The organism is Aeromonas sp. 600276, assembly GCF_049175815.1.
Lineage (GTDB): Bacteria > Pseudomonadota > Gammaproteobacteria > Enterobacterales > Aeromonadaceae > Aeromonas > Aeromonas dhakensis.
Genome location: NZ_JAAKVU010000013.1, coordinates 109,922 through 133,132, shown reverse-complemented (window position 1 = coordinate 133,132; position 23,211 = coordinate 109,922). Strand labels below are relative to the sequence as shown.

At 63.7% G+C, this 23,211-nt stretch carries 19 protein-coding genes; 4 read left to right on the top strand and 15 right to left on the bottom strand.

All coding sequences use genetic code 11. The features are described 5' to 3' along the window. Positions 1-146 precede the first annotated feature (146 nt). The 3 genes from G5134_RS14230 to G5134_RS14220 form a co-directional block, all read right to left on the bottom strand. The gene (locus G5134_RS14230; RefSeq protein ID WP_005301233.1) at positions 147-1,517 is read right to left on the bottom strand and encodes an L-serine ammonia-lyase; all 1,371 of its coding nucleotides are present in this window, start codon (positions 1,515-1,517) and stop codon (positions 147-149) included. Between the two features lie 276 nt (positions 1,518-1,793). Continuing rightward, the gene (locus tag G5134_RS14225; protein WP_065017077.1) at positions 1,794-3,176 is read right to left on the bottom strand and encodes an L-serine ammonia-lyase; all 1,383 of its coding nucleotides are present in this window, start codon (positions 3,174-3,176) and stop codon (positions 1,794-1,796) included. Between the two features lie 203 nt (positions 3,177-3,379). Next, entirely contained in the window at positions 3,380-3,664 is a 285-nt protein-coding gene (locus tag G5134_RS14220; protein WP_010633884.1) for a pyrimidine/purine nucleoside phosphorylase, read from the bottom strand. A gap of 269 nt (positions 3,665-3,933) precedes the next feature. On the opposite strand from G5134_RS14220, the gene G5134_RS14215 reads away from it, so the two are divergent. Then, positions 3,934-5,172, top strand: a complete 1,239-nt coding sequence (locus tag G5134_RS14215) for a dicarboxylate/amino acid:cation symporter (protein WP_005301229.1) — start codon at positions 3,934-3,936, stop codon at positions 5,170-5,172. Positions 5,173-5,228: 56 nt separating this feature from the next. On the opposite strand, the gene G5134_RS14210 is transcribed toward G5134_RS14215, so the two are convergent. Continuing rightward, entirely contained in the window at positions 5,229-5,624 is a 396-nt protein-coding gene (locus tag G5134_RS14210; RefSeq protein ID WP_005301228.1) for a MerR family transcriptional regulator, read from the bottom strand. Between the two features lie 121 nt (positions 5,625-5,745). On the opposite strand from G5134_RS14210, the gene G5134_RS14205 reads away from it, so the two are divergent. Further along, entirely contained in the window at positions 5,746-6,909 is a 1,164-nt protein-coding gene (locus tag G5134_RS14205; RefSeq protein ID WP_065017140.1) for an acetyl-CoA C-acyltransferase, read from the top strand. On the opposite strand, the gene G5134_RS14200 is transcribed toward G5134_RS14205, so the two are convergent. From G5134_RS14200 to G5134_RS14150, 11 genes are all read right to left on the bottom strand, one after another. Then, positions 6,906-8,129 carry an EAL and HDOD domain-containing protein gene (locus G5134_RS14200; protein WP_005301226.1) on the bottom strand — a complete coding sequence of 408 codons (1,224 nt, stop codon included), beginning with the start codon at positions 8,127-8,129 and terminating at the stop codon, positions 6,906-6,908. The genes G5134_RS14205 and G5134_RS14200 overlap by 4 nt on opposite strands. Positions 8,130-8,258: 129 nt before the next feature. Continuing rightward, a complete protein-coding gene (locus G5134_RS14195; RefSeq protein ID WP_065017078.1) occupies positions 8,259-9,515 on the bottom strand; it encodes an OmpP1/FadL family transporter in 1,257 nt (418 codons plus the stop codon). A 253-nt stretch (positions 9,516-9,768) separates the two neighbouring features. Then, positions 9,769-11,067 carry an outer membrane protein transport protein gene (locus G5134_RS14190; RefSeq protein ID WP_005301224.1) on the bottom strand — a complete coding sequence of 433 codons (1,299 nt, stop codon included), beginning with the start codon at positions 11,065-11,067 and terminating at the stop codon, positions 9,769-9,771. A gap of 410 nt (positions 11,068-11,477) precedes the next feature. Further along, positions 11,478-12,221 carry a DUF3379 domain-containing protein gene (locus G5134_RS14185; RefSeq protein ID WP_065017079.1) on the bottom strand — a complete coding sequence of 248 codons (744 nt, stop codon included), beginning with the start codon at positions 12,219-12,221 and terminating at the stop codon, positions 11,478-11,480. After that, positions 12,214-12,804, bottom strand: a complete 591-nt coding sequence (locus G5134_RS14180) for a sigma-70 family RNA polymerase sigma factor (RefSeq protein WP_411619182.1) — start codon at positions 12,802-12,804, stop codon at positions 12,214-12,216. The genes G5134_RS14185 and G5134_RS14180 overlap by 8 nt, the downstream gene beginning before the upstream one ends. Before the next feature lie 12 nt (positions 12,805-12,816). Beyond that, on the bottom strand, positions 12,817-14,358 hold the full coding sequence (locus tag G5134_RS14175; RefSeq protein ID WP_065017080.1) for a BatD family protein: 1,542 nt from the start codon (positions 14,356-14,358) through the stop codon (positions 12,817-12,819). Continuing rightward, a complete protein-coding gene (locus G5134_RS14170) occupies positions 14,355-15,845 on the bottom strand; it encodes a tetratricopeptide repeat protein (protein WP_065017141.1) in 1,491 nt (496 codons plus the stop codon). The genes G5134_RS14175 and G5134_RS14170 overlap by 4 nt, the downstream gene beginning before the upstream one ends. Next, a complete protein-coding gene (locus tag G5134_RS14165) occupies positions 15,845-16,855 on the bottom strand; it encodes a VWA domain-containing protein (RefSeq protein WP_065017081.1) in 1,011 nt (336 codons plus the stop codon). The genes G5134_RS14170 and G5134_RS14165 overlap by 1 nt, the downstream gene beginning before the upstream one ends. Beyond that, a complete protein-coding gene (locus tag G5134_RS14160) occupies positions 16,852-17,433 on the bottom strand; it encodes a DUF4381 family protein (protein WP_065017082.1) in 582 nt (193 codons plus the stop codon). The genes G5134_RS14165 and G5134_RS14160 overlap by 4 nt, the downstream gene beginning before the upstream one ends. After that, the gene (locus G5134_RS14155; protein ID WP_065017083.1) at positions 17,418-18,308 is read right to left on the bottom strand and encodes a DUF58 domain-containing protein; all 891 of its coding nucleotides are present in this window, start codon (positions 18,306-18,308) and stop codon (positions 17,418-17,420) included. Before G5134_RS14155 ends, G5134_RS14160 begins: the two co-directional genes overlap by 16 nt. A gap of 34 nt (positions 18,309-18,342) precedes the next feature. Continuing rightward, a complete protein-coding gene (locus G5134_RS14150; RefSeq protein ID WP_017786153.1) occupies positions 18,343-19,293 on the bottom strand; it encodes an AAA family ATPase in 951 nt (316 codons plus the stop codon). Between the two features lie 193 nt (positions 19,294-19,486). On the opposite strand from G5134_RS14150, the gene fadI reads away from it, so the two are divergent. Next, a complete protein-coding gene (fadI, locus tag G5134_RS14145; protein WP_043171407.1) occupies positions 19,487-20,797 on the top strand; it encodes an acetyl-CoA C-acyltransferase FadI in 1,311 nt (436 codons plus the stop codon). Then, positions 20,797-22,920: a fatty acid oxidation complex subunit alpha FadJ gene (fadJ, locus tag G5134_RS14140; protein WP_065017084.1), complete on the top strand. Its 2,124-nt coding sequence runs from the start codon at positions 20,797-20,799 to the stop codon at positions 22,918-22,920. The genes fadI and fadJ overlap by 1 nt, the downstream gene beginning before the upstream one ends. Positions 22,921-23,211 lie beyond the last annotated feature (291 nt).

Below are 23,211 nucleotides of genomic sequence, written 5' to 3'. Positions count from 1 at the left end.
CATCAATCTCGGCCGGGCTGCAGGATGGCCCCGGAAATTAGCGAGCCAGCCCCAGGGAAATGGCGCCATGAAGAAGGTGATGAGCGGGAAATAATGGGCAATAAAAAAGGCGGGAATTCCCGCCTTTTGCATTTGCCGTTATCTGCTTAGTCGCAGGCAACCTGCATCACCTTGATGGCCAGGCCACCGCGGGAGGTTTCACGGTACTTGGAGTCCATGTCCTTGCCGGTGATGTACATGGTCTCGATCACCTTGTCCAGCGAGACGCGCGGCTTGGAGGTGCGACGCAGCGCCATGCGGGAGGCGTTGACCGCCTTCATGGCGGCGATGGCGTTGCGCTCGATGCAGGGCACCTGCACCTGACCGGCCACCGGGTCACAGGTCAGACCCAGGTTGTGCTCCATGCCGATCTCGGCGGCCTCACAGACGTGCTCGGGGCTGCCACCCATCAGCTCGGTCAGGCCGGCGGCGGCCATGGAGCAGGAGACACCCACCTCACCCTGGCAGCCCACTTCGGCGCCGGAGATGGAGGCGTTCATCTTGTAGAGCATGCCGACAGCCGCCGCAGCCAGATAGAAACGGGTGTAGTCGTCACGGCCAACCGGCTGGATGAACTTGTCGTAGTAGGCCAGCACGGCCGGGATGATGCCGGCGGCGCCGTTGGTCGGCGCGGTGACCACACGGCCACCGGCCGCGTTCTCTTCACTGACCGCCAGGGCAAACATGTTGACCCAGTCGACGATGTTCATCGGATCGTTGGAGAGGTTCTCGTTGGTGGTCAGCTGGCGATAGAGCGGCGCAGCACGGCGCGGTACGCGCAGCGGGCCGGAAAGGACGCCCTCGGTGCGGCAGCCGCGCTCGATCCCTTCACGCATGGTGGTCCAGATCTTGCCAAGTTTCTTGTAGATCTCTTCCGGGGTGTTGAAGCACTTCTCGTTCTCCATCATCAGGGCGGAGATGGAGAGGCCGGTCTGGCTGCAGTGGGCGATGAGCTCGGCCGCGCTCTTGAACGGGTAGCTGACGGACATGTCGCCGCTGTCGCCCTTGCCGAAGTTCTCTTCGTCAACGATGAAACCACCGCCGATGGAGTAGTAGGTCTTGCTGTAGACGGCTTCGTCTTCGATGAAGGCGGTCAGTTTCATGCCGTTTTCGTGCAGCGGCAGTGCTTCGTCATGGAACACCATGGCGTCGCGCGGGAAGCTGACGGTGTGGCAGTGCAGGCCGATGGGCAGACGACCGGTCTGTTCGACGCGGGAGATGAACTCGGGGATGCCGTCGATATCGACATTTTCCGGCAGGTTGCCCGCCAGACCCATGATGATAGCGGTATCGGTGTGGTGACCTTTACCGGTCCAGGAGAGTGAGCCGTAGACATCGACCTGGATCCGGGTGATGTCACGGATCTTGCCGCCTGCACGCAGTTCATCCACGAACTGTTTGGCTGCCTTCATCGGGCCGACAGTGTGGGAAGAGGAGGGGCCAACACCGATTTTGAAGATATCAAAAACGCTGATCATGTAACAATTACCTCAGGATAGAAGGGGGCGCCATGCCCACTCGCAGAAACGGGGTGATCCATGGGACGAGGGCGTCGTCGCCGAGGTCAATGAACCAGATAACCACAGTGTAACGGCTCAAAGCCCAAAAAAAGTTGAAATAGATCTATTTTTGTTGAATTAGAGCGGCGAGTATAAAATTTATTTTGATGCTTATCCATTTTGTTAAGCGTTTGCCCATAAAAATACCCGACAATGCCGGGTATTTAGGAACCAAATGGGGCAAATTACTGATTTTTAACACTCGGTAATGTTAACCGCCAGGCCACCGCGAGCCGTTTCCTTGTATTTGGTCTTCATGTCGTTGCCGGTTTCCCACATGGTTTTGATCACCTTGTCCAGCGACACCTTGTGTTCACCGGTGCCGCGCAGGGCGAGGCGGGCGGCGTTGATCGCCTTGACTGCCCCCATGGCATTGCGCTCGATGCAGGGCACCTGCACCTGGCCACCCACCGGGTCACAGGTGAGCCCCAGGTTGTGTTCCATGCCTATTTCGGCGGCGTTTTCGACAATCGCCGGGCTGCCGCCCAGGATCTCGGTCAGCGCCCCCGCCGCCATGGAGCAGGCCACCCCCACCTCCCCCTGGCAGCCCACTTCCGCCCCCGAGAGTGAGGCGTTCTTCTTGTAGAGGATGCCGATGGCGGCGGCGGTGAGGAAGTAGCTCAGCAGCAGCTCGTCATCCACCTTGCGCACGAAGCGATCGTAATAGTGCAGCACGGCGGGAATGATGCCGGCGGCACCGTTGGTGGGGGCGGTCACTACCCGGCCGCCGGCGGCGTTCTCCTCGTTGACGGCCAGCGCGAACAGATCCACCCACTCCATCACCATCAGCGGATCCTTGTTGAAATTGGTCTCGCAGCTGAGCTGGCGATAGAGGGCCGGCGCCCGCCGTTTCACCTTGAGCCCGCCGGGCAACACCCCCTCGCTGCGACAGCCACGCTCGACGCAGCCCTGCATCGCCTGCCAGATCTTGCGCAGGCCCGCCTTGATCTCGGCCTCCGTGCGAAACACCTTCTCGTTGGCCAGCATCAGGCCGGAGATGGAGAGGCCGCTCTCCTGGCAGTGGGCCAGCAGCTGGGCGCCGCTCTCGAACGGGTAGGGAACGGGGTGGGCCGCATCGAAGCGGGCGGCCTCCTCCTTGGCGTTGGCGAAGTGGCTCTCCTCGATGATGAAGCCGCCGCCGATGGAGTAGTAGGTCTGCTCGAACAGCAGCTGTTCACCGGCGAAGGCGCGCAGGGTCATGCCGTTGGAGTGGGCGGGCAGGGTCTTGCGCCGGTTGAAGATGATGGCACCGCTGCGGGCGAACTGGCTGGGCTGCTCCCCCGCCAGCCGCAGCGACTGGCTGCACTCCACCTCGGCCAGGAAGGCGGGAATGGCCTCGATGTCCACCGACTCGGGTTCAAAACCGGCCAGCCCCAGGATGATGGCCTTGCCGGTGCCATGGCCCTTGCCGGTCTGGCCGAGGGAGCCGTAGCACTCCACTTCTACCCGTTCGGTCCGGGGCAGCAGCCCCTGTTGCTTGAGTGCGATGACAAAGGCGTAAGAGGCGCGCATCGGCCCCACGGTATGAGAAGAAGAGGGACCGATCCCGATGGAAAACAGGTCGAAGACACTGATCATGACACCACTCCGATTATGGGTTTCGTCTAAATATTGTAAATTTTTTGTAGTCGATGGAAAGCGGGAAAACCGAGGGGTGTGATGGCGGCACGCAAATGGGGGTGGTCACGGCGAAGGGTTGCCGAAACGGGAAGGGGATCAGATGAAAAAGAGCGGACTCGGGTCCGCTCTTTTATCCACTTGGGCTGCAGCTTGTCTGCGGCTTAGTCGAGGAACTCGCACAGATAGGCGGTGGGGGTCTTCACTTCCAGCTTGAAGGAGGAGTGGCCGGCCACGTCGAAGGATTGGCCCTGCTCATAGGTGTGCCACTCATCCTCATCGGCCAGCTGGATGGTAAGAGCACCCTTGACCACCGTCATCCGCTCGGGGGCGGCGGTATTGAACTGGTAGTGACCCGCTTCCATCACACCGACGGTCGCTTTGTCCCCTTTTTGCTCGAAACCGATGGATTTTACATTTCCGTCAAAATATTCGTTAACTTTCAGCATGTTTTCATCCCTGTATGCACGTTTGCCAAGCCAAAATAGCACAATGTTTTGTCAGTTGTCATGATGAAAGCGGGAAAAATCGCCGTGTTCCTTTTGAATCTTAACTTTATTGCAAACTTATCAATAACTCCCGTTAACGATTTGGCGATTTCAAACAGCCAATAAATATGAGATAAAGCGCGCGCTCAGGAGAATGGACAGCTGTTCTTCCCCTGTTTGGTTGATTGCACTGGGAAAGTGTAAATAATTGCTACATAAAGGAACATTCTGTGTTAACAAAAGGACTCATTAAGAACGTTGGCTTCCAGGTCGTGGTTGCCATGGTGCTGGGGGCACTGGTGGGGGCGTTCATGGGTGAACAAGCCACCGTGTTCGCACCGCTCGGTACGCTCTTTATCCAGCTCATCAAGATGCTGGTGATCCCGCTGGTGGCGGTGGCCATCCTGTCGGGGGCAGCCAATCTGGGGGCCAGCCCGGCAGCAGGCAAGATTGGCGTCACCACGCTGGCCTTCTTCCTCGGCACCTCGGCGCTGGCGGTGCTGCTGGCACTGGTGATGGGGCAGATCTTCAAACCCGGGATCGGGGTCGAGTTCGGCTCCATGGCCTCCATGTTCTCCGGTGACTATTCCGACAAGGGCGCCCTGCCCGATGCGGTCGCCACCCTGCTCGGGATGATCCCGACCAACGTCTTCCAGTCGCTCAACGAAGCCAACATCCTGCAGATCCTGGTGTTCTGCATGTTCCTCGGCATCGCGCTGGCCAAGCAGCCCCGCGAGCGGGCCAAGCCGCTGGTCGATGGTTTGAACACCCTGGTGGATGCCTTCGTCTGGATGATCAACAAGGTGATGCTGATTGCGCCGCTCGGCGTGTTCGGCCTGATGGCCGACGCCATCGGCACCTACGGCTTCGACGTGCTGACCCTGGTGATCAAACTGTTCGTGGTCTATCTGGCCGCCATCCTGATCTTCGGCTTCGTGGTCTATCCGCTGCTGGTCATGATCTTCTCCAACACCCCGGTGCGCAAGTACCTGTCTGCCATGAAGAAGCCGCAGATCGTCGCCTTCTCCACCGCCTCTTCCATGGCGACCCTGCCGGTCAACATGGAGACCTGCGAGAAAGAGCTGAAGGTGAGCAATGCCACGGCCTCTTTCGTGCTGCCGCTGGGTGCCACCATCAACATGAGCGGCAACGCCATCTATTACGGTCTGGTCGCCATCTTCTTCGCCCAGGTCTATCAGATCGATCTCTCCATGGGTGCCTGGGCCGCCATCATAGTGACCGCCACCCTGGGGGCCATCGGTCAGGCCGGCGTACCTGGCCCGAGCTTCCTGGTGGTCGCCGTGCTGCTGGCCGCCGGGATCCCCATCGAGGGGTTGCCGCTGTTGTTTGCGCTGGATCGTCTGTTCGACATGATCCGCACCGCCCTCAACATCACCGGCGATGCGGCCTGCGCCGTCATCGTCGACCGCTACAGCCCGGATTACGATCCGGACCGCTGGAACAAATAATCCAGTTGCAATGAAAAGGGGCCCGCGGGCCCCTTTTTTATGCTTGTCTGTTTGCCTCAGCCAAGCTGCTCCAGCGCCTGCTGGCAGCGCTGCTCGGCGGCGTCCAGCTCCAGCAGCACCATCTTGATGTCTTCCAGCTGCTGCTGCAGGGTATCCCGCTTGTCGGCCACCAGTCCCAGCATGGTCTGCAGCTGGGTACGGCTGCTCTTGTCCGCATCGTAGAGATCGAACAGATCGCGGATGTCCGCCAGGCTGAACCCCAGTCGCTTGCCGCGCAGGGTGAGCTTGAGCCGCACTCTGTCCTGACGGCTGTAGATCCGGGTCTGCCCCTGACGAGCTGGATTCAAAAGTCCCTGATCTTCATAAAAACGAATACTTCGGGTCGTAACATCAAATTCACGGGCCAGTTCGCTGATGCTGTAGGTCCGTTTGTCATCCTTGGTTCGGTTCATGGCGCTATCTTGACTGTCAATCCTGGCTGGCACCTTACCCAAACGTCAACTGCCCCGCAAGTCTTGTTCCCGCGACGGCGGCGGCATATGTTAGCTCAATGTAACAAGGAGAGTGCAATTGATGGATATCGTGATTGTTGCGGCCAAACGTACCCCCATGGGGGCCTTTCAAGGGGCCCTGGCCAACCTGAGCGCACCCGAACTGGGAGCCTGTGCCATTGCTGCAGCCATGGCGCAGGCCGGGCTCAAGGGGGAGCAGATCGATGAGGCTTATCTTGGCAACGTGCTGAGTGCCGGGGTCGGCCAGGCGCCCGCCCGTCAGGCGGTGTTGAAGGCGGGCCTGCCGGACAGCATCCCCTGCACCACGGTCAACAAGGTGTGTGGTTCCGGCATGAAGGCGGTGATGTTGGCGGCCGATGGGTTGCGACTCGGTGACACGAACGTGGTGATCGCCGGCGGGATGGAGAGCATGAGCCGTGCCCCTTATCTGCTCGACAAGGCGCGCAGCGGTTTTCGGATGGGGCACCAGAGCGTGCTCGATCACATGTTCCTCGACGGGCTGCAGGATGCCTACGAAGGTCAGCTGATGGGCCATTATGCCCAGTTGAGCGCCGATCGCGCCGGGCTGACCCGCTCTGACATGGATGCCTTTGCCATCACCTCGCTGGAGCGGGCGCTGGCGGCCCAGCGCAGCGGCGCCTTTGCAGCGGAGCTGGCGCCGGTCAAGGCCGGAGAGACCCTGCTGTTGGCCGAGGATGAGCAGCCTAGCAAGGCACGCCCCGAGAAGATCCCCCAGCTCAAGCCGGCTTTCAGCAAGACGGGCACCATCACGGCGGCCAATGCCAGCTCCATCTCGGACGGGGCGGCGGCGCTGATCCTGATGCGGGCCGACACCGCCGCGCAGCTCGGCGTGCCCGTGCTGGCTCGGCTGGTGGGTTATCAGAGCCACGCGGCCCTGCCTGCCGAGTTTACCAGCGCGCCCATCGGTGCCATCGAGGGCTTGTTGGCCAAGGTGGGCTGGCAGGTGGACGAGGTGGACCTGTTCGAAGTCAACGAGGCATTCGCCATGGTGAGCATGCTGGCCATGGCGGGTTGCAAGCTGCCCCATGACAAGGTAAACGTGAACGGTGGCGCCTGTGCCCTCGGTCATCCGCTGGGGGCGAGCGGCGCCCGGATCCTGGTGACCCTGATCCACGCCTTGCGCGAACGTGGTCTCAAGCGCGGGATCGCCAGTCTGTGCATCGGGGGCGGGGAGGCGACCGCGGTCGCCATCGAGCTGGGTTAATCTGTCTCCGCCATCGCCTGGAGTTGCTGGTTGACCCAGGCGGTGGCGGTCAGATAGAGCTGGCTGACCTTCTCTTCATTGAGCCCGAGCCGGGCCGTTCTGGCGGTGATCCGCTGCCAGTTCGCATTCTCGTAATCTTCGCAAAACGACAGGTAGAACCCCAGGTTGCCCTTGCGCTCGAGCAGGGCGACCCGGATCTCCTCGATCAGCGGAATGGTGCCGAGCAGCTTGTCCATCGGCTGCTCCATCAAGACGTCGAGCAGGGAGAAGAGGCCGGTGATGAAGGCCTGCTGGGCTTCCTGGGTCGGCGCATGGGTATGGGCCAGCAGCTCGCAGAAACGGGCCCGGATCATCGACATCTGATAGAGCTCGGCGCTCTTGCCCTGGCCGGCGCTGGTGGCGGCCACCAGGGTCACGAAGCGCTTGAGCTGGGTGTGGCCGAGATAGACCGCCGCCTGGCGAAAGGAGGAGATGGGGTTGGCGTGGCTCTTGAGATGGTTGACGTAACGCAGCAGCTTGAGGGACAGGGAGATGTCCTGACTCAGCAACTGCTCGATGCGGTTGAGATCCGGCTCGGCCTGGTTGACCACGTTGAGCAACTGCATCACCACCACCTGGGCTGGCTCCATGGTGGCCTGCTTGACCATTTCGGGGCGGCTGAAGAAGAAGCCCTGGAACAGGTCGATACCGAGCCGCTTGGCCCGCTCGAACTCCGCCTTGTCTTCCACCTTCTCGGCCAGATAGGTGAGCTTGAGCTGTTGATGCTGCTGGATGAACACCTTGATCCGCAACAGGGAGGTGGTGCGCAGGTCGAACTTGATGATGTGGATGTAGGGGAGGAAGCGCTCCCAGTCCGGCGACAGGGTGAAGTCATCGAGTGCCAGCTGATAGCCCAGCTCGTGCAACTGCTTCACCTTGGCCAGCAGGGCGTCGTCGGGCGTGGCGTCTTCCAGGATCTCGATCACCACCTTCTCCGGCGGCAGGCATTCGGCCAGTCCTTCCAGCAGCAGGGAGTGGGGGAAGTTGATGAAGCAGGGGCGACCGCCGAGCAGCTGATCGATGTTCTGTTGCAGGAACTGTTCGGCTACCAGCCTGGCCGTGGCCTGCTGGGAGGAGATGGGAGGAAACACGTTATCCAGACTGTCGCGAAACAGCAGCTCATAGGCGTGGGTCTTCAACTCCCGATCCAGGATGGGCTGCCTTGCTACGTAGGAATACATGCATCTCTCCAGCGGGTGTACTGGATTGATTTTATTGTGAAGCAGAGCACTATGCCAGCGCGTGAAGGCCAGAAACGGTCAATAACTGGCATAGTGCTTGAATAGACGGGCCCCAGAAGGCCCGCCGGATCAGAACAGGTAGTTGAGCTGCAGGCCGGCCAGCCAGGCGTCCCCTTCCGAGGTGCCCTGGAAGGTGGAGGTGGTCTGCGGGATGCCGGGTTTGAGCTGCATGGTTTCGCTCACGTCCACCTTCTTGCCGTCGATCAGGGTGACCCCCAGATCCAGCGAGAGGTTGCGATCGAGCTGATAACCCACCCCGGCGCTGTACCAGACCCGATCCGAGTCGGGGATGGAGATGGTGCGGCGATCTGCCGGCACCGGGCTGCGGTCGTAGGCAAGGCCCGAGCGCAGTGTCCATTGCGGCGCCAGCTGGTAGGTCAGACCCAGCGCATAGCGCCAGCTGTCATTCCAGTGTTCGTCCTTGATGTGCATGACGCCGTGGTGGTCGAGCTCGGACTCCAGCTGTACGAACTTGCTCCAGTTGGTCCAGTTGATGCTCGAGTGCAGTGCCAGCGCCGGTGTCAGCTGATGGAACAGGGCCAGCTCGGCGGTGGCGGGCAGCGGCAGATCCAGGCTGCCGGTATCGGTGAAGGGCTGCCCGTTCTGATCGATGCCGATGGCGTCGCCCGAGAGCTTCAGGGTCACGTCGTGACGGTAGGAGAGGCCGATGCGGGTCGCGTCCGACAGCTCCAGCAGGGTGCCCAGGTTCCAGCCCATGGCCCAGCCATCCCCTTTCAGGTGCTTGGCGATCTGGTTGTTGGAGGGGAAGGTGCCACCCACTTCCCCTTCGCCCTGAATGGCGGAGAGGCCGGCCCCGACGGACCAGATGCGGTTGACGCGATAGGCCAGCGAGGCGCCCAGATCCACGGTCTTGATGTCGGAGACGTTGCCGAAGTGGCCGGCATTGTAGTTGTCCGGCATCTTGACGCCGAGTCCGTAATAGGAGGTGGCGGCCAGTCCCAGGCGCCACTGATCGTTGAGCGGCACTATCAGGTAGGCGTTGGGCACCCAGGCATCATCGGCGATGTCGTGGGCCGCCGCATCCAGGTCGACCGGCCCTCTGGCGGTCGGCACCCGGGTGGTGCCCTCGATGTTGACATCGGGGTGCACATAGATGAAGCCACCGGAGAAGGCCATGGTATCGAAACGGGTCATGGCGGCGGCATTGCGGGAGAGCACGCTGGCATTGTCGGCGATGGCGGCTTCGCCCGCGAAGGCGCGGCCCATGCCGGTGGCGGATTGCTCGGCCAGCTGGAAACCTGCCGCCTGGGCCTGGCTCGACAGCACCAGCAGGGCGATGAGAGACGGCTTCATGATGGAGTGCATTGCATTGTCCTTGAAAGTGAACCTTGGGTTCGAACGTTTTTCTGATTGGATGCAGGATTTTATATGGTACGACCAGTAAGGCAACGGGCGTGGGGGCGAGGGGATGAAAACGGGATTAAATGCTGGGGGATGTGCTGCTAATAGCTTGATAAAAAAAGAAAAGCGTACAGTTGTTTACTACAGGTGTACGCTGAAACAGGCATTGAGCATAAAAAAAGAGCGCCCGCAGGCGCTCTGGTCAATTCGCTGATGATCAGAATTTCATGTTGAACTGAGCGGAAGCGAGGAAGGCGTTGCCGTGGGAGGTGCCTTTCCAACGCAGGGCTTCGTTGCTTTCAACCAGCTTCTCGTTGACGTCCACTTTCTTGCCGTCCAGATAGGCCATGCCGAAATCGACGCTCATGTCCTTGTCGATGTGGTAGGTGGCACCGGCGCTATACCATACGCGGTCGGAGTCCGGGATGCTCAGGCTGCGGTATTCCGGCTCGATCGGGGTGTTGTCGTAGGCAAAGCCGATACGCGCTTCCCAGGACGGGTTGACGTACCAGGTACCGCCCAGGGAGTAGCGGGTGGAGTCTTTGAACTTCTCCGGCTTGTAGAGGCAGACACCGGCACCGTCGGTGCTGTTGCACTGACCACTGGTGGCCTTGAGCTCCTGGAAGGCGCTCCAGTCGGTCCAGTTGACGGAGTAGTGCACCGCAAACTGCTGGTTCAGACGGTGGTAACCGGCGAACTCGGCCTGGGCCGGCAGATCCAGCGGCAGTTCGCCACCGACGGTCTTGAAGCCGGAGGAGGTACCCTGGTAGTCACCCTTGAACTTCAGATCCACCTGAGAGCGGTAGGTCAGGGCGAAGCGGTTGTTTTCGTTGACTTCGAACATGGTGCCCACGTTCCAGCCGTAACCCCAGTCGTCACCCTTCAGGTGGCTGACGATGGTGTCCTTGCCGACACCCGGTACGCTGCTCAGCGGCGGCACGGCGGCCAGCACGCCGGCACGGCGGTTCAGTTCAGCCTTGGCATAGACCAGGTTCACACCGGCACCGAAAGTGAAGTGCTGGTTGACGCGGTAGGCGATGTTCGGGTTGATGTTGAAGGTCAGCAGTTCGGTGTTGCCGGCAATGGAGCCACCGTTGAAGTTCTCGGTGTACTCGGTCGACAGACCGTAGTTGGAGAACAGGCCGATGCCCCAGGCCCACTGATCGTTCAGCGGCTGGATGAAGTAGGTGGCGGGAACGAAGGCGCTCGGTGCGATGCCGCTCTCGCTGGCGCCGGCCATCTTGGCGGAACCTGCATAGATGTCACCATTTACATCCACGTCCGGCTTGATGTAGGTGCCGGATACGGAGAACGCCATCTTGTCAAACTGGGTCATGGCTGCCGGGTTGCGGGACAACACGGAGGCGTTGTCTGCCACGGCGGCTTCCCCGGCGTACGCACGGCCCAGACCGGAGGCTGAGTGTTCGTTCAGCTGAAACGCGGCGGCGAAGGTTTGGGTACTGGCCAGAGTGACGGCGGCAGCGATCAGGCTCTTTTTGAAAAAGGCAGTTGTCATAGTGTTCTCTCTTGTAGGCAGATTTTCTGTCAGCATCGGGGCTTTTTTGCCTCCGTATGTGACAAGATCTGTTGTTATTTCAGCTTCTTCCCATTCAATTCTGGCGTGATTCTATGGATCTGGTAGGAGGTAAGAAATCAGACCAGTGACAGCAGAATACATAAAAGTTTCTGGAGTGTTAATCATTTGTTTGAATGTGCCGCATAAATAGTCTCTTTTACCATTTATTGGATAAAAAACACGCACATAGGGCGATCTGCATCACAAAAATATTTTTCGGCACTTGCTGTGAATGAGCCGGAAATGGCGGCAAATCGTGGGGGATAAGGGCGGAAACGGGCAGCCAAGTTGTCTGGTCTGCCCGTCGGATTGACCCGAGGTCGTTCGGGTCAGGATTGCGTTAACACCTGTTAAATCGACCAGTGCAGTCGGGATTCCAGCTGCTGCGCCACCGGTGCCAGCGGCTCTTCCATGTCACCGATCAGTACCATGTTGGCCCCCTTGAGTTGCAGGATCTCTCCCTTGAGCTGACCATCCTCGAAGGTGGGCTGCAGGGTGAGCGGCACATGTTTGGGCACCAGGAACAGGGTGACCGGGCCCATCTTGCCCTGCAGCACCATGTGCAGCGCCGGCCCCTGATAGAAGGAGCAGTGGTTGACATAGGTGATCTTCAGCCCCTGCATGCCCATCAGGGTGGCGCCATATTTCTCCATCTTGGCGTTGATGGTGCGCAGGCTCACCTGCTCGTCCACATCCTTGATGAAGGGCTCCTCGCCATAGACGTGGGCCATGGCGACCTGGGCCAGCGAGAGTTTGTCCGGGGTGGCCTGCGGCCAGCTCAGCCAGCGGGTGCTCATGCCGAGCAGGAAGGCGACCGAGGCGGCCATCGCCAGCGCACGCCAGTTGCTGCGCGGGCGCACCGGCAGGGGCACCACCTGCTCCTGATCTGCTTCCAGTGCCTGCCTGAGCAGGATGCGCTCGGCCAGGCCGGCCGGCACCTCGACCTCCATCGCCCGCTGCAGGCTGCGATCGAGCTGCTTCATCTCCTCCAGATGCTTGCGGTTGGCGGGGGAGCGCTGGGCCTGCTCGAGAAACGCGGGATCCTGCTCATGTGGATGGGCTATGGCCCGACGGCGAAATTCCAGCTCATCCATTGGTGTGTCCTCTCTGTTGGGTCGTTGACTCCATGGCCTCTTTGATCTGATTGCGGGCCCGAAACAGGCGGGTCATGACGGTGTTCTTGTTCAGCCCCAGTTGCGCCGCGATCTCGTCGCCGCTGAAGCCTCCCAGCACCTGCAGCAGCAGGGGCTCCTGGTATTCTGCCGGCAGGCGGGCGATGTGGCGTCTGAGCCACTCGTTCTCCATCTCCTGCTCGCTGTGCAGCGCCTCCTGATCGCTCTGGGGGTGCTCGTCTAGATCGACGAGATCGAACTGCTTGCGCTCGAAGCGCCGGGCGTTCTCCCGCCGCAGTATGGTGATGAGCCAGGCCTTGGCGGCCTTGTCATCCACCAGGGTGTCTATCCCCTTCCAGGCGCGCAGGAAGGTCTCCTGCACCAGGTCTTCCGCCACTTGCGGATCCCGGCACAGCCAGTAGGCGTAGCGGTAAATGTCCCCGTGCAGGGCATGCACCAGGGCTTCGTATTTGGTTTGTTTGTCGACCATACCTCCATAGACCGGGGAGGTCGTGGGATCCTTTCCGACCGTGGCGCCTTTTTTTCTGAAAAATCCTAAAGCCATCGCTGGGCTTCCTTATTTGAATGAAGGCCCGGATCCACCGAACCGGGCCAGTTGCCTGAGGCCATAGGCTATCGCAAAAGTTTCATGGCCGCATAGGGCCGCGGCAAAGCCGCGCCAGTCGTGCCCATCATGGCCAGCGGGGGCGACGGTGGCAAAGCAGGCTCGCTCCAGGGCGGCGAAGTGAGGCTCCAGGGCGGGATCGCGGCGACAGGGCAGGGTGTCGAGACGAAGATGGGGCTGAGGCCAGCGCAGGGCGGCCCAGCCAAGCAGGTGTTGGCGGATTGGCTCTGCCTCGGTGCGGGCCAGCGCCCGCTGCAGGCGGTAAAAGGCGTGCCAGCGCGGCCCGTGGCGCCAGCAGGCGCGCAGCAGCAGGGCCCAGATGACCCAGCGCAGGCTCTCGTCGTTCGGCCCATCCTGTACCGGTTGCCCCTGCACGCCCGCGGTGATGTGCAGGGGCGTGGCGGGCAGGCGCGCGTATTCGATGCGCTTGTGTTGGGTGTTGAACCAGGCCAGCTCGATGGCGGGCAGCAGGTAGTCGCCGGGCTCGTCGACGGTCAGGGCCTGACGCCACTCGCGCTCGAAGCGCAGCGTCCCCTCGGCGAGATAGCGCTCCTGCTGCTGTTCCCCGTCCGGTCTGGCCTGCACGCCGGCGGGCAGGGTTGTGCTCCCGAGCACTCTGGAGAGGGTGAGGCGGTTGCCATCCCCCCCCTCCAGGGTGAGGGTCAGGGTGCGGATCACCGGTTCGCCCGCCCTGGCGCCGGTGGGGGGATCCAGCCGCTGGCTCAGGGTAAGCCGGCTTGCCACCGGTTGCAGCGGGGGCTCGTCGATCTGCACGAACAGGGTGGCGGCCCGCGCCGAGAGGGGATCGCTGCCACCGTCATCCTGCGGCAGGCGCCCCTGAAAGCGGGGGGACTCCAGCGGATGGCGCCCGGCCTCCCTGGCCTGCAACAGCCAGCTGCGGGTCAGCCGGCCCGGCAGGCCGGGGCTCGCCGGGGGCTGCCACTGATCGTTGCCGAGACGGCGGATGGTGAAGGCATCACTGGCCGGCTCGGTGAGGTTGGGGGCCTCCATGTTGGCGGGCAGCCAGAGGCTGAGCTGATAGACAAAGGGCTGGCCTGGGTAGAGCGGCCCCTGTTGCAGCACCCGGGCCTGCAACTCGATGGGGGAGATGGCAGGGGCTGGCACCAGGCTGCCGCTCTCGGAGCGCGGCGGAAAGGGGATGGACGGTGTCTGCTCCGTCCCCAGCGACAGAGCCGGCACCTGCTGCTCTGCGTCGTCCAGCAGGTGTAGGGGGATCTGCCAGCGGGTCAGGTTTTGCTGCGGGGTGGTGACCCGGCTCATGGTCACCTTGCCCACCGCAAAGCGGCGCAGCAGGGGGGTGATGGCGAGTTCATCGCTCTGGCGCTCGCCGTCCGCTTCGATGATCAGCAGCCAGTCGCGGCGATCGGCCCCCGGCAGCAGCTCGGCCCGGGGCGGGGCGGCAAAGAGCTGCGCCGGCAGCAGCCAGAGCAGCAGAAGGCAGAGCGCATGGCAAGGGGCAAAGAGGCGCGTCACCAGGGATCCTCCCCTCTTGTGGGGAGAAGGCCCTTGTCGGCCTCCTGCTCGCGCCTGCGTTGATCCTCCTTGCGCAGCCGCTGCTCCAGCAGCAGTACGGGGGGAGATGGAGGCAGCGGGACATCCGGGGTAGCGGCCTGCTCGGGGGTATCGACAGGCTTGGGATCCTGCGCCTCTGGTGCTGCCGTGGGCGGCTGGGCGCGCAGCAGCGCCAGGTTGTAAAGCGCGTCTTCATGGTTGGGAACCAGTGCCAGCGCCGCCAGATAGGCCTGCTCGGCGGCGGCCAGCTGGCCCAGCTGTACCAGGGCGTTGCCCCGGTTGTAGTGGGCGGTAGCGTTGTTGGCCCGGCCGTAGGCGGCAACGGCCCGGGCGTAGTCGCCGGCCCGATACCAGGCATTGCCCTGCCAGACGGGATCGGCAAAGGCGCGGGCCGCCTCCTGATAGCGCCCCTGCAAGAAGGCCTGCCAGGCCAGGTTGTCCCCGACCGGGGGCGTGCTGGCAAGCGCCGGATTGGCCTGCAGGGAGGGGGGCGTCAGCAAGAGTGTCCCCATTACCACCAGCCATAGGCTGCCGATGCGGGCCAGCAGTGCCAGCGGCAGCAGGGGCAGTAGCAGCCAGGGGCCGAGATCCTGCGCCTGGTGTGCGCCTGTGGTCTGACTCATGGGCAGGGGGGCAAAGCGCGGCAATCCTTGCTGCAGCCACTGCAGCTGACCGCCGAGATCGCCGGCCAACTGCTGCAGCATTGCCACATCCGGGGCGGGCAGCTCGCGGCCAAGGCCGCCGCCCAGGGTGGCGGGCAGTTGACTGGGTTGGCCTGCGTTGACCAGCAGGATATCGAGACGGGCTTGCACTTCGGGGTGGCAAAAGAGGTTGCCCTGGCAGGGCCAGCTCGCCTTGATCCGCTCGGCCTGATGCACGGTCAGGTCATCGGTGATCAGCAGCAGGCGGGCTTGCCGGCCGGCGGGGATCTGCTTGAGCGCCAGTGCCACGGCGCGCTCGGGCGCACTGCCCTGTCTTGGCATGATGGCCGGGCGCAGGTCGGGCAGCAGCAGGGCGATGGCCTGCTGATCCCGGGTGGGCGGCATGGCGAGGTAGGCATCCCCGGCAAATAGAATGAGGGCGATGGGATGGGCTGCTTCCTGCCGCGCCCTGTCGGCCAGCAGATCCTGCAGCAGCACCCGCACCCGGGTGGCCCGATCCGGCAACAGGTCGGTGGCCAGCATGGAGCGGGAGAGATCCAGCAGCCAGATGTCGAGGGCCGGGCTTGGCACGCTCAGGCTCTGCTGGCGCAGGGCCGGGCCGCTCAAGGCCAGGATCACTGGCAGGCAGGCCAGCCAGAGCCAGGGGCGCTGGCGCCGCTGCCCCGGCAGCAGATAGGCCTGCATGGCGGGGGCCAGCAGCGGGGGCTGGCGGCGACGGCGCCACCCCTGCCACAACCAGGGCAGCAGGGCCAGCAACCAGAGTGGGCGCAGCAGGGTGAGATCCATCATGGGGCGCCTCGGGACGGGTTGTCAGGCAGAGCCTTGCGAATCAGTCGCGCCGGCCAGCGCAACCGGGTGGGCCAGCTCAGCAGCAGCCAGGCCAGCGCCAGCGGCCAGGGGTAGAGCTCCACGTTGGGGCGATAGCGGGTCTGCGCGGTGGCGACGGGCTCCAGGGTATCCAGCGCCTGATTGATGGCCTCGAGATCCCCCTGGGTGCGCGCCCGGAAATAACGGCCATGGCCTACCTCGGCCAGTTGCTGCAAGAGGGCTTCGTCCAGCTCGGCGCTGGGATCGCTCTGGGCCGGGGCTAGCGCGGGTGCCATCGCCTCGCCAAAGGTATCCGGATCGGCGCCCACCCCCAGGGTATAGAGGCGAATGCCTGCGGCGGCGGCCCGCTTGGCCTCGCTCAGGGGATCGGCGCTGCCGGCGGTGTTGCGCCCGTCGGTGACCAGCAAGAGGGCGGTGGAGCGGTTGGGAGCCTTGTGCTGGCGAGCAAGCAGGATGGCCTCGCCCAGCGCGGTGGTGCGTCCCACCAGCTCGAAATCGAGCTCGCGGGTGAGGCCGAGCAGGGCGTTGGTCTCCTGGGTCAGGGGTGAGAGCAGGTAGGCGTGGTCGGCAAACACGATGAGGGCGATACGATCGCCGGGGCGGGCGGCGATGAGCCTGTCTATCTGCTGGCGCACCGCGCTGAGCCGGTCTTTTTGCTCCCCGTCGTCCAGCATGTCCTGGGTGCGCATGCTGTCGGAGAGATCCACCGCCAGGATGAGATCCCGGCTGCTCTGATAGCTCACCTGAGGCGGCTCCTGCCACTGGGGGCGGCAGAGCGCCAGCACCAGGGCGCACCAGCACAGCGCCATTCGCCACAGGGGCTGGCCAGCATGGGGACGCAGCAGGGGAAAGCCGGCATGGTTCAGTACACCGGGGTCGTTTGCGCCGCTGGGGCGGGGCGGCAGGCCGAAGCGCACCAGCAGCGGCAGCACCAGCGCCAGGGCAAACCAGGGCCAGGCGAGGATCATGGCTGCCTCCGGATGTGCGCATCTTTTGTACGGCTTCGCCCGCGCCGCCAGCGAGTGCGTAGTGCCAGCAACCAGGCTGGTGGGCAGATGCAGTGACGTCCCCAGGCGAGGTAGGCCCGGCGCAGCGCCTGGCGCTGCTGCGCATCTGGGCTTTGACCGCCGTAGAGCCAGGCAGACCAGTGCGGGGCCAGCTCGCGAAAGCGGCTGCCTCCCAGAAGATCGAGCCCCAAAGAATCAAGAAAGACAAGCCAGGGCTCGCCCTGCAGGGAGGCCGCCTCGGGCCAGCGCGGCAGCACGGCCTCGCGCATCACGGCCTGCAGCCTGGGCACCAGATCGGGGGCCTGCCAGTCGAGCTGCCGCCGCCAGCGGCGATAACGCAGCAGGCTCTGTACGCCGAGGATGATCAAGGTGCCGACCAGCAGGGTGATCAGCAGCCACCACCAGCCCAGCAGGCGAGGATCAGAGGCGAGCTGCAGCGGTGGGCCGGGATGAATGTCGCGCAGCTGGGCCGCCAGCGGGGAGGTGGGTACATTGCTGCCCGGCACGGCGCTGGCAAGCCAGTTCAGAATTGGCGGCATGCCCCCTCCTGCCACTGGCGTTGCAGCGGCTGGCCGTTGTCGAGCCGGTAGAGGCGCTGCACCAGCGGCAGCAGTTGCTGGTGGCTCTGGCGGGCCAGCTGCTCGGCGGCCGCTTGATAGCGCCAGGCGAACCCCGCTTCGCCGGCCTCGAGCCAGCCGCTCTGCTGGCCGGCGCGCACCGCCAGGCGGCCCTGGGTGGGCAGGGCTGCCTCCAGCGGATCCCGAATTTGCCAGCAATGAATGTCGTGGCGCCGGCCGAGCAGCTGCAGCTGGCGGCAGAGCGCCTCATCGAGAGGGCTGTGATCGGTGATGAGGGTCAATCTGGCGCCGTGGGGCAGGTTGAGCCGGGCCAGGGTATGGGCCAGGGCGTGGGGGGACGGCGTGCGTGCCAGCCCCAGCCGGTAGTGGTGGCAGAGGGCCTCTAGCAGCGGCACCAGCGGGCCGCGCTGATGTTGCAGGTGTGTCTCCACGCCGTGGCAGATCAGGGTGTTGGCCTGTTTTTCCCCTTGCCAGAGCAGGGCGGCAGCCAGCTCGCAGCCCAGGCGTGCCTTGAGCTGGTGGCGTGAGCCGAAGTACATGGCCGGGGAGAGGTCGAGCAGCAGCCAGTGGGCCTGATCCTGCTCTTCGCTGTAGAGGCGGGTATAGGGGCGACCGAGGCGGGCGGTCACCCGCCAGTCGATGTGGCGCACCTCGTCGCCGGCCTGATAGGCGCGCAGCTCGCGAAAGGTGAGCCCCGGCGTGCGGCCAAGCCGCCCCTGCGCCACCGGTTGAATACGCGAGCGCGGCCCCTGCCGGGCCCACAGCCTGATCGCCAGCAACCTGGCAAGCGGCAGGGCGATATCGGGATGGGCGAGGGGATCGGCGGCGCCCGTCATGACAGCAGGGCCTGCGCAGAGGGTGCGAGCGAGCTCAGGGGCATGGGATCGCATCCAGCAGCAGGGTGATGAGCGCCTCGTTGTCGAGGTTGTCCGCCAGCGCCTGATAACTGGGGATGAGGCGATGGCGCAGCACGGCCGGTGCCAGCTGCTGAATGTCTTCGGGCAGCACGAAATCCCGCCCGGCCAGCCAGGCCCTGGCGCGAGCCGCTCTGGCCAGACCTATGCTGGCCCTGGGGCTGGCGCCCACCGCGACCAGGGGTTCGAGCTCCGGACAGAGGCCGCTGCCAGGGCGGGTGGCGCAGACCAGCTGCACCAGATAGTGCTCGAGGCGCCCCTGCATCTGCACCGCCTGCACCGCGCTGCGGGCCGCCAGCAGATCGGCCTGGCTCAGGGTGAGCGGCGGCGCCGGCAGGGTGTCGCCCTGGGCGTTTAACTGGAGGATGGCGAGCTCCATGGCGGGGCTCGGGTAGTCCACCAGCAGCTTGAGCAGGAAGCGATCGAGCTGGGCCTCCGGCAGGGGATAGGTCCCCTCCTGTTCTATCGGGTTTTGCGTGGCGGCCACCATAAAGAGGGGCGGCAGGCGCCAGCTCTTCTTGCCCACGGTGATCTGATGCTCGGCCATCGCTTCCAAGAGGGCGGATTGCACCTTGGCCGGCGCCCGGTTGATCTCGTCCGCCAGCACCAGGTGGTTGAAGAGGGGGCCGGGCTGAAACACGAAGCTGGCATCCTGAGGGTGAAACACCTCACTGCCGGTGAGATCGGCGGGCAGCAGGTCGGGGGTGAACTGGATGCGGGCGAAGCGTCCCTCCACCGCGCCGGCCAGTGCCTTGACGGCCCGGGTCTTGGCAAGACCGGGGGCGCCCTCGATCAACACATGTCCTTCACATAACAGGGCGATCAGCAGCCCCTCGATGAGGGGGCCCTGTCCCAGAATCTGACTACCAAGATAGTCCCCAAGCTGTCTGAACTCGGCCGCTGCCATGCAATAAACCCGTTGTTTTCATAGAAGTTGATCTTTTTATACTCCAGTTGGCGCACAAGGGCGAGGGAGGGGGCCAAGATGGCGGCAATTTAGTTTCAATCAGCCGTATGAAATTTGTGAGTGGATTGTTAAGATGTGGCGCAATGAGGTCAGACCTCTCCCTTTAGTCTTCTCGTTTAACCAAGGAGCCAGGATGAAAGAGCCATTGAAACTGACGACTCGCCAGGGCGAACGGATTGCCGTCGTGGCGGGTTTGCGCACTCCCTTTGCCAAGCAGGCCACCGCCTTTCACGGCGTGCCTGCGGTGGATCTGGGCAAACTGGTGGTGAGCGAGATGCTCGCTCGCACCGATCTCGATCCCAAGCTCATCGACCAGCTGGTGTTCGGCCAGGTGGTACAGATGCCGGAAGCCCCCAACATCGCCCGCGAGATCGTGCTCGGCACCGGCATGAGCGTCAGCACCGATGCCTATAGTGTGTCGCGCGCCTGCGCCACCAGTTTCCAGGCCGTCGCCAACGTCACCGAATCCATCATGGCCGGTACGGTGGACATCGCCATCGCCGGCGGTGCCGACTCTTCCTCCGTGCTGCCCATCGGGGTGAGCAAGAAGCTGGCCCGCGCCCTGGTGGATCTCAACAAGGCGCGCAATCTGCAGCAGCGCTTCAACATTTTGCGCCAGCTGCGGGTCAAGGATCTGCTGCCGGTGCCGCCCGCCGTGGCCGAGTACTCCACCGGCCTCTCCATGGGCCAGACCGCCGAGCAGATGGCCAAGAGCCACCAGATCAGCCGCGAGGCGCAAGATGCGCTGGCGCACCGCTCCCACACCCTGGCCGCTCAGGCCTGGGCCGATGGCAAGCTCAATGGCGAGGTGTTCACCGCCCATGTGCCTCCCTACAAGGCGCCGCTGGAGCGAGACAACAACATCCGCGAAAGTTCGGATCTGGCGAGCTACGCCAAGCTCAAGCCGGTGTTTGACCGGCTGCACGGCTCCGTCACCGCCGCCAACGCCACCCCGCTTACCGACGGCGCCGCCGCCGTGCTGCTGATGCGCGAAGGGCGGGCCCGCGAGCTCGGTCTCGAGCCGCTCGGCTATATCCGCAGCTTCGCGTTTTCTGCCATCGACGTGTGGCAGGACATGCTGATGGGTCCCTCCTACGCCACCCCGCTGGCGCTGGACCGCGCCGGCATCACGCTCAGCGATCTCACTCTGATCGACATGCACGAAGCCTTTGCCGCCCAGACCCTGGCCAACCTCAAGATGTTTGCCAGCCACGAATTTGCCCAGAGCAAGCTGGGCCGTGAGCAGGCCATCGGTGAGGTGGACATGGACAAATTCAACGTCCTCGGTGGCTCGCTGGCCTATGGTCACCCCTTTGCCGCGACCGGTGCGCGCATGATCACCCAGACCCTGCACGAGCTGCGGCGTCGGGGAGGAGGATTGGGGCTGAACACCGCCTGTGCGGCGGGCGGTCTCGGCGTGGCCATGGTGTTGGAGGTAGAGTGATGAGCGAGAAGACTTTTTCCCTGGCGGTGCGCCAGGATGGCATCGGCATTCTCACCATGGATGTGCCGGGCGAGAGCATGAATACCCTGAAAGCCGCCTTCGTGGACGAGATCCGCGCGGTGCTGGCCGAGGTGAAAGCCAATAAAGAGCTGATCGGCCTGGTGGTGGTCTCCGGCAAGAAGGACTCCTTCATCGCTGGCGCCGACATCAGCATGCTGGCGGCCTGTACCAGCGCCAAGGATGCCGAGACGCTGTCGCGGGAAGGGCAGGTGATCTTTGCCGAGATCGAGTCGCTGCCCATCCCGGTGATCGCCGCCATTCACGGCCCCTGCCTCGGCGGCGGGCTGGAGCTGGCGCTGGCCTGTCATGGCCGGGTGGTCACCGATCACGGCAAGACGGTGCTCGGCCTGCCCGAGGTGCAACTGGGCTTGCTGCCGGGTTCCGGCGGGACCCAGCGTCTGCCGCGCCTCATCGGGGTGGCCAAGGCGCTCGATCTGATGCTGACCGGCAAGCAGGTGCGGGCCAAGCAGGCCAGGAAACTGGGGCTGGTGGACGATGTGGTGCCCCCCTCCATCCTGCTGGAGGCCGCCATCAAGCTGGCCAAGAAGGGCAAGCCCCGCCACGAGCTCAAGCGGGATCTGCAGGGCAAACTGCTGGAGACCAACAAGCTCGGCCGCAAGGTACTGTTCGATCAGGCCCGCAAGGGGGTGAAGGCGAAGACCCGTGGCAACTACCCGGCCCCTGAGCTGATCCTGGAGGTGGTGCGCATCGGAGTGGAAGAGGGGATGCAGGCCGGCCTTGCCGCCGAATCCCGCCACTTTGGCGAGCTGGTGATGACCAGCGAATCCGCCGCCTTGCGCTCCATCTTCTTTGCCACCACCGAGATGAAGAAGGAGGTCACCTATCAGGGGGCCGAGCCGCGCAAGGTGGGCCATGCTGCCGTGCTGGGCGGCGGTCTGATGGGGGGCGGCATCGCCTTCGTCACCGCTACCAAGGCGGGGGTACCGGTGCGGATCAAGGACGTGGCCAGTGCCGGCATTGGCAACGCCATGCGCTACAGCTACGACATCCTGGCCAAGAAGCTCAAGCGTCGTCATATCCTGCGCAGCGAGCTTGAGAAGCAGATGAGCCTGCTCACCGGCACCCTCGACTACTCCGGTTTCCACCGGGTCGACATGGTGGTGGAAGCCGTGTTCGAAGATCTTGCCCTCAAACACCAGATGGTGCAGGACGTGGAGCGCGAATGTGGCGAGCACACAGTGTTTGCCTCCAACACCTCCTCCCTGCCTATCCACCAGATCGCTTCGGCGGCGGCACACCCGGAGCGGGTGGTGGGGCTGCACTACTTCAGCCCGGTGGACAAGATGCCGCTGGCGGAAATCATCCCCCACGCCGGCACCAGTGCCGAGACGGTTGCCACCACCCTGGCCTTCGCCCGGGCCCAGGGCAAGACCCCCATCGTGGTCAAGGACGAGGCGGGCTTCTACGTCAACCGCATTCTGGCCCCTTACATGAACGAGGCGGCGCGCCTGGTGCTGGAAGGGGAGCCGGTGGAGGTGCTGGACGGTGCCCTGCTCGATTTCGGCTTCCCGGTGGGCCCCATCACCCTGCTGGACGAGGTGGGGATCGACGTGGGGGCCAAGATCTCCCCGATCCTCGAGAAAGAGCTGGGGGGCGAGCGCTTCCAGGCGCCGGCGGCCTTTGACAAGCTGCTGCAAAACGATCGCAAGGGGCGCAAGAACGGCAAGGGCTTCTACCTCTACGGCAAAGCCGCCAAGGGCAAGAAGAAGGTGGACGACAGCGTCTATGGCGTCTTGGGCGTCAGCCCCCAGGCCAAACAGGCCAAGTCGGAGATCGCCGAGCGCTGCGTGCTGATGATGCTCAACGAAGCGGCCATGGCGCTCGACAGCGGCGTGGTGGCCTCGGCCCGCGATGGCGACATCGGCGCCATCTTCGGCATCGGCTTCCCGCCGTTCCTGGGGGGCCCGTTCCGCTACATGGACAGCCTCGGCATCGAGCACCTGGTGGCGCGCCTCGAGCACTACCAGAAGCGCCATGGCGATCGCTTCGCCCCCTGCGATCGCCTCAAGGCGATGGCTGCCGAGCAGCAGCGCTTCTATTGAGGGTGCGCCGCTCGCGGCAACAGGCCAACCGACAAGGAGGCGACCCCTGGGTCGTCTCCTTCTTTTTGGTGCAGCAATGGGAGAGGAGAGGGCCGCAGGCTGACAACGGGTTGAATTGCGTCCATATTTTTCCTCGGCAAGGGATAAATTGTTGATCCAACGCAAAGTAGCCCCCTATTTATTACTTTGGTGGCATAGGACTCAGGCGCTGGTTGGGGTCAAATAGCATCATCAGGAACGGGGAATAACCCCGTCACGAAAGGGACACCCATTTCACTGGATGAAGGACAC